We start from the raw sequence: 4,592 nt of genomic DNA, 5'->3' as shown, positions 1-4,592 counted from the left end.
AAACGCCCGGTTACATTCCGAACCCGGAAGCTAAGCCTTACAGCGCCGATGGTACTGCAGGGGGGACCCTGTGGGAGAGTAGGACGCCGCCGAACAATTTTTGGAGGACCCCTGGTCCCAGCGTTCACGCTGGGACCAGGGGTCCTTTTTGTTTTTGCTCGAAGAGCGCCGGCTACGCGGCTGCGTCAGAATGACTGCGGTACCGAAGACTAGGAGTCACCCATGTCCACCAACTCTCCCGACGAGCGACCGGAGCGCGACCAGCGCCGCCGGGATGGTGGCGACCGGGGTGGATACCGCGGTGGGCCACGTCGCGACAACGACCGCGGCCCGCGTCGCGACGACCGTCGGGACGGGGACCGCCCCAGCTTCCGCCGGGACGACCGCGACCGCAACGACCGCGGTGACCGTGGCGGATTCCGTCGTGACGATCGGCGTGATGACCGTCGTGACGGCGACCGTGGTGACCGTGGTGGCTTCCGCCGCGACGACAACCGTGGCGGAAGCGGCTACCGCGGACGTGACGACCGCGACAGCGGACGCCCCTCCTTCCGCCGCGACGACCGGCCCGGCGGGTTCCGTCGCGATGACCGGCGCGACGACCGCGGTGGCAACGACCGTGACCGTGGTGGCGACCGGGGCGGCTTCCGCCGCGACGGCGACCGCCCCGCATTCCGGCGTGACGGGGACCGCCCGGCCTTCCGTCGCGACGATCGCCGGGACGACCGTCGTGATGATCGCCGTGATGGGGACCGTCCGGCTTTCCGTCGTGATGACCGGCGTGATGACCGTGATCGTGGCGACCGTGGTGGGTTCCGTCGTGACGACCGTGGTGGCAACGACCGCGGTGGCTTCCGGCGCGATGACCGTCGTGATGATCGGCGGGATGACCGCCGTGACGGCGACCGTGGTGACCGTGGCGGCTTCCGCCGCGACGACAACCGTGGTGGCGGCTACCGTGGCCGTGACGACCGTGGGCGTGGCCCCCGTCGTGACGACAGCCGTGGGCGGCCCGGTGGGTTCCGTGGGCGGGACGACCGGCGTGACGGCGACCGTGGTGGGTTCCGCAGGGACGACCGCGAGCGGGACCGTGAGCCGATCAAGCGGCTGCCGATCCCGGACGACGTCACGGGCGACGAGATCGACCAGGACGTACGGCAGGAGCTGCAGAGCCTGCCCAAGGGGCTCGCTGAGGACGTCGCCAGGAACCTGGTGATGGTCGCCAAGCTCATCGACGAGGACCCCGAGCAGGCCTACGGCTACTCCAAGGTCGCGCTGCGGCTCGCCTCGCGCGTCGCCGCCGTACGCGAGGCCGCGGGCTTCGCCGCGTACGCCAACCAGAAGTACAGCGAGGCGCTCGCCGAGTTCCGGGCCGCGCGGCGCATGACCGGCGGTGTGGAGCTGTGGCCCGTCATGGCGGACTGCGAGCGTGGGCTCGGGCGGCCGGAGAAGGCACTCGACATGGCCGGTGCGCCCGAGGTGCACAAGCTCGACAAGGCCGGACAGGTGGAGATGCGGCTCGTCGCCGCCGGCGCGCGGCGCGACATGGGGCAGCTCGACGCCGCCATCGTCACGCTGCAGAGCCCTGAGCTGGCCTCCAGCTCGGTGCAGCCGTGGACCGCGCGTCTGCGGTACGCCTACGGTGACGCGCTGCTCGCGGCCGGACGTGAGGACGAGGCCCGCGAGTGGTTCGCCAAGGCCATCGAGGCCGACAAAGACGGCAGCACCGACGCGTCCGACCGGCTCGCCGAGCTGGACGGCGTCGAGTTCGTCGACGCGCTCCAGGGCGATGAGGCGGAGGCCGGGACCGGGACCGAGGCCGAGGTGACGGAGTCGGCGGACGTCGAGCCCGAGACGTCGCAGCAGGTGGAAGCAGCGGCTCCCGAGGTCGTCGATGTCGACGCCGACGCGGCCGTCGCCGACGACGTGGATGTCGCCGATGACGACGAGGTCGGGCGCGACAAGGACTGACGGCAGTTGCCGCCACGGCAGTGAGTGTCGTGGCGGTCGCACGTGAAGGGGCGGGTCTCCAGCCGGAGGCCCGCCCCTTCGCGTGCGCGGAGTCGGTTGTCCTGTCGTACGCGCAGGCTGTTGTCAGAACGCCAGGTCGCGCAGGACCAGGCCCGTCGCGGGCTTCGGGCCGAACGACGTCGACTTGCGGGGCATCGTGACGCCCTGGCGGGCCAGGTCGCGTACGACCTCCTCACGGACCGGGTGCATCAGCACCGCGGTGCCGCCCTCGCGCTCGGCCTTCTCGACCGTCGCCTCCGTGTGATGGATGTACGCGATCTGCTCCGGGTCGTCCGGGATGCGCCAGATGTGGTCGAGGAGCGTGGCGTGCAGGACCGTCGCGTCCAGGGTGCGCCAGGCCTCCGGGCGGCCGAGGGGGACCGTGCGGGCCAGCAGGGCGGGGTCCGGGCGGTCCACGAGGTGGTACGAGCCGTCGCCCGCCAGGAGGAACGCGTTGCTCTCGGACGCGGCGTCGCCGAGGGCCGCCCGCGCCTCGGCCAAGGAGCACTCCAGGGTGCGTACCCGGAACGAGTCCGCGAGCGCGGCCAGGGCCTCCGCGACCGGGAGCCGGTGCAGATAGCGGTGGATGGCGCGGACCCGCAGCGGATAGCGGGCCGTGTCCACCAGCAGGACCAGACCGAAGTCCCACGGCCCGGGGGAGGGGTGCTCGGCGCGCAGGCGCAGGTTCGTGGCCCAGCGGTGGTGGCCGTCGGCGATGAGAGCCTGGTGGTGGGCAAGATCTGACTGGATTTCAGCGATCTCGGCGGGGTCGGTGACCGCCCACAGGCGATGGCTGAAGCCGTCCTCGGTGGTCGTGGAGAGCAGCGGCTTGTGGTGCGTCGCACGCTCTATGGCGGCCGCGGCGCCCTCCGCCGGGTCCCCGCCCGGGTAGGTGAGGAGCAGCGGCTCCAGGTTCGCGGCCGTCGCGCGCATCAGGGCGGCGCGGTCCTCGACGACGTGCGGCATGACGTCCTCGTGCGGCAGGACGATGCCGTCCGCGGGCTCGGACAGGCGCAGGGCGCCGATGATGCCGCGCTGGAGGATGCCGTCGCCCTGCTGCTCGTACACATACAGGGCGGCGATCGGGTCGGGGGTCAGGATGCCCTCGGCGAGCCACTCGTGCAGGGTGTCCGCGGCCTGGCGGTTGCGGGCCGCGGGCGTGGTCGCCTGCGGCAGGATCAGGCGGACGATGTTGTGCGGGTCGGCCGACTCCAGTTCCAGGAGGCCGTCCGGCCGCACGATCACGTCGTACGGCGGTGAGGTCACGGCGGCGAGGGAGCCGACCCGTTCGGAGTCGTACCGCACCCCCCGGAACGGAATCAGGTCGAGGCCGTGGACGTCCGTGTGACCCGCTGTGTTCATTAGTGCATCGTAAGTGTGTCAGTGGCATGAGCGATGATCGGGGGAGTGGAATTAGCGAGGAGAGATGCGTAATGAGCCAGACCGGCAACCCGGGTGGGAACCAGCCCGTGCGGACGCGGCCCGCGGGCAGTGAGCGGGCGCTGAGCGAGAGCTACGACACGGCGCTGCTCGACCTCGACGGGGTCGTCTACGCAGGTGGCAAGGCCATCGCGCACGCCGTCGACTCGCTGGCCACGGCCCGGTCCGGGGGCATGCATCTCGCGTACGTGACGAACAACGCGCTGCGGACGCCGGACGCGGTGGCCGATCATCTGACGGAGCTCGGCATTCCCACCGGCCCGTCGGACGTGATCACGTCCGCGCAGGCCGTCGCGCGGCTCGTGAGTGAGCAAGTGCCTTCGGGGGCGCGGGTGTTGGTGGTCGGTGGCGAAGGACTGCGGGTCGCGCTGCGTGAGCGTGGGCTCGAGCCCGTGGAGTCCGCCGATGACGATCCGGTGGCCGTGGTGCAGGGGTACGGCGGGCCTGAGTTGGCGTGGGGGCGGTTCGCGGAGGCCTGTTACGCGATCGCCCGGGGTGTGCCGTGGTTCGCGTCCAACACCGATCTGACCATCCCGAGCGGGCGGGGAATCGCTCCTGGCAACGGAGCCGCCGTGGAGGTCGTGCGCATCGCGACCGGGGCGGAGCCGCAGGTGGCGGGGAAGCCGTTGCCCCCGATGCACCGGGAGACGATCCTGCGGACCGGGGCGGAGCGGGCGCTGGTCGTCGGGGACCGGCTCGATACGGACATCGAGGGGGCGTTCAACGGGGGTGTGGACTCGCTGCTCGTCCTGACGGGGGTCACGGACGGGGCGCAGTTGCTGGCCGCTCGGCCTGAGCATCGGCCCACGTATGTGGACGCCGATCTGCGGGGGATGTTGAGGGGGCAGCCCGGGGTGGAGCCCGTGGGGGAGGGGTTTGCTTGCGGGGGGTGGGTTGCCTCTGCGCGGGGGGACGCTCTGGTGCTTGAGGGGGAGGGGGCGGCCTTGGATGGGTTGCGGGCCTTGTGTGCGGTTGCCTGGGCGGCGGCGGGGGACGGGGTGTGCGGGTTGGACGGGGGGAAGGTGTTGGCTCGGCTGGGGCTTTAGGTTTCCCCGATCCCGCCCCTTCCCGAAACCGGGGGGGGGGGGGCCCCCCCCCCCCCCCCCCCCCCCGCCCCCCCCCCCCCCCCCCCCCACGCGGGC

4 protein-coding genes and 1 rRNA gene are annotated in these 4,592 nt (G+C 72.0%); 4 read left to right on the top strand and 1 reads right to left on the bottom strand.

Annotated elements, in window-relative coordinates; genetic code table 11:
- The 3 genes from rrf to ACFVHO_RS40425 all read left to right on the top strand — a co-directional run.
- Window positions 1-95, top strand: a 5S ribosomal RNA gene (gene rrf / locus ACFVHO_RS40435); the annotation flags it as partial.
- A 179-nt stretch (window positions 96-274) separates the two neighbouring features.
- On the top strand, window positions 275-1,216 hold the full coding sequence (locus ACFVHO_RS40430) for a hypothetical protein (RefSeq protein ID WP_385725536.1): 942 nt from the start codon (window positions 275-277) through the stop codon (window positions 1,214-1,216).
- The gene (locus tag ACFVHO_RS40425) at window positions 1,108-1,971 is read left to right on the top strand and encodes a hypothetical protein (protein ID WP_385725535.1); all 864 of its coding nucleotides are present in this window, start codon (window positions 1,108-1,110) and stop codon (window positions 1,969-1,971) included. Before ACFVHO_RS40430 ends, ACFVHO_RS40425 begins: the two co-directional genes overlap by 109 nt.
- Before the next feature lie 123 nt (window positions 1,972-2,094).
- Here the strand turns inward: ACFVHO_RS40425 and ACFVHO_RS40420 are convergent, their stop codons facing one another.
- Complete coding sequence (locus ACFVHO_RS40420; protein ID WP_385725534.1) at window positions 2,095-3,372, bottom strand: DUF1015 domain-containing protein; 1,278 nt, start codon at window positions 3,370-3,372, stop codon at window positions 2,095-2,097.
- Window positions 3,373-3,443: 71 nt separating this feature from the next.
- On the opposite strand from ACFVHO_RS40420, the gene ACFVHO_RS40415 reads away from it, so the two are divergent.
- Complete coding sequence (locus ACFVHO_RS40415) at window positions 3,444-4,496, top strand: HAD-IIA family hydrolase (RefSeq protein WP_385725533.1); 1,053 nt, start codon at window positions 3,444-3,446, stop codon at window positions 4,494-4,496.
- Window positions 4,497-4,592 lie beyond the last annotated feature (96 nt).

Origin of the sequence: Streptomyces sp. NPDC127108 (genome assembly GCF_042677545.1) — a bacterium.
In the GTDB taxonomy this organism is placed as follows: Bacteria; Actinomycetota; Actinomycetes; order Streptomycetales; family Streptomycetaceae; genus Streptomyces.
This window is presented reverse-complemented; position numbering and strand designations above follow the sequence as displayed.

Bases quoted from the DNA above. Each gene is read 5' to 3' on its own strand.
- ACFVHO_RS40430 (WP_385725536.1), top strand. From the start codon at position 275: ATGGTGGCGACCGGGGTGGATACCGCGGTGGGCCACGTCGCGACAACG.
- ACFVHO_RS40420 (WP_385725534.1), bottom strand. From the start codon at position 3,372: ATGAACACAGCGGGTCACACGGACGTCCACGGCCTCGACCTGATTCCG.
- ACFVHO_RS40415 (WP_385725533.1), top strand. From the start codon at position 3,444: ATGAGCCAGACCGGCAACCCGGGTGGGAACCAGCCCGTGCGGACGCGG.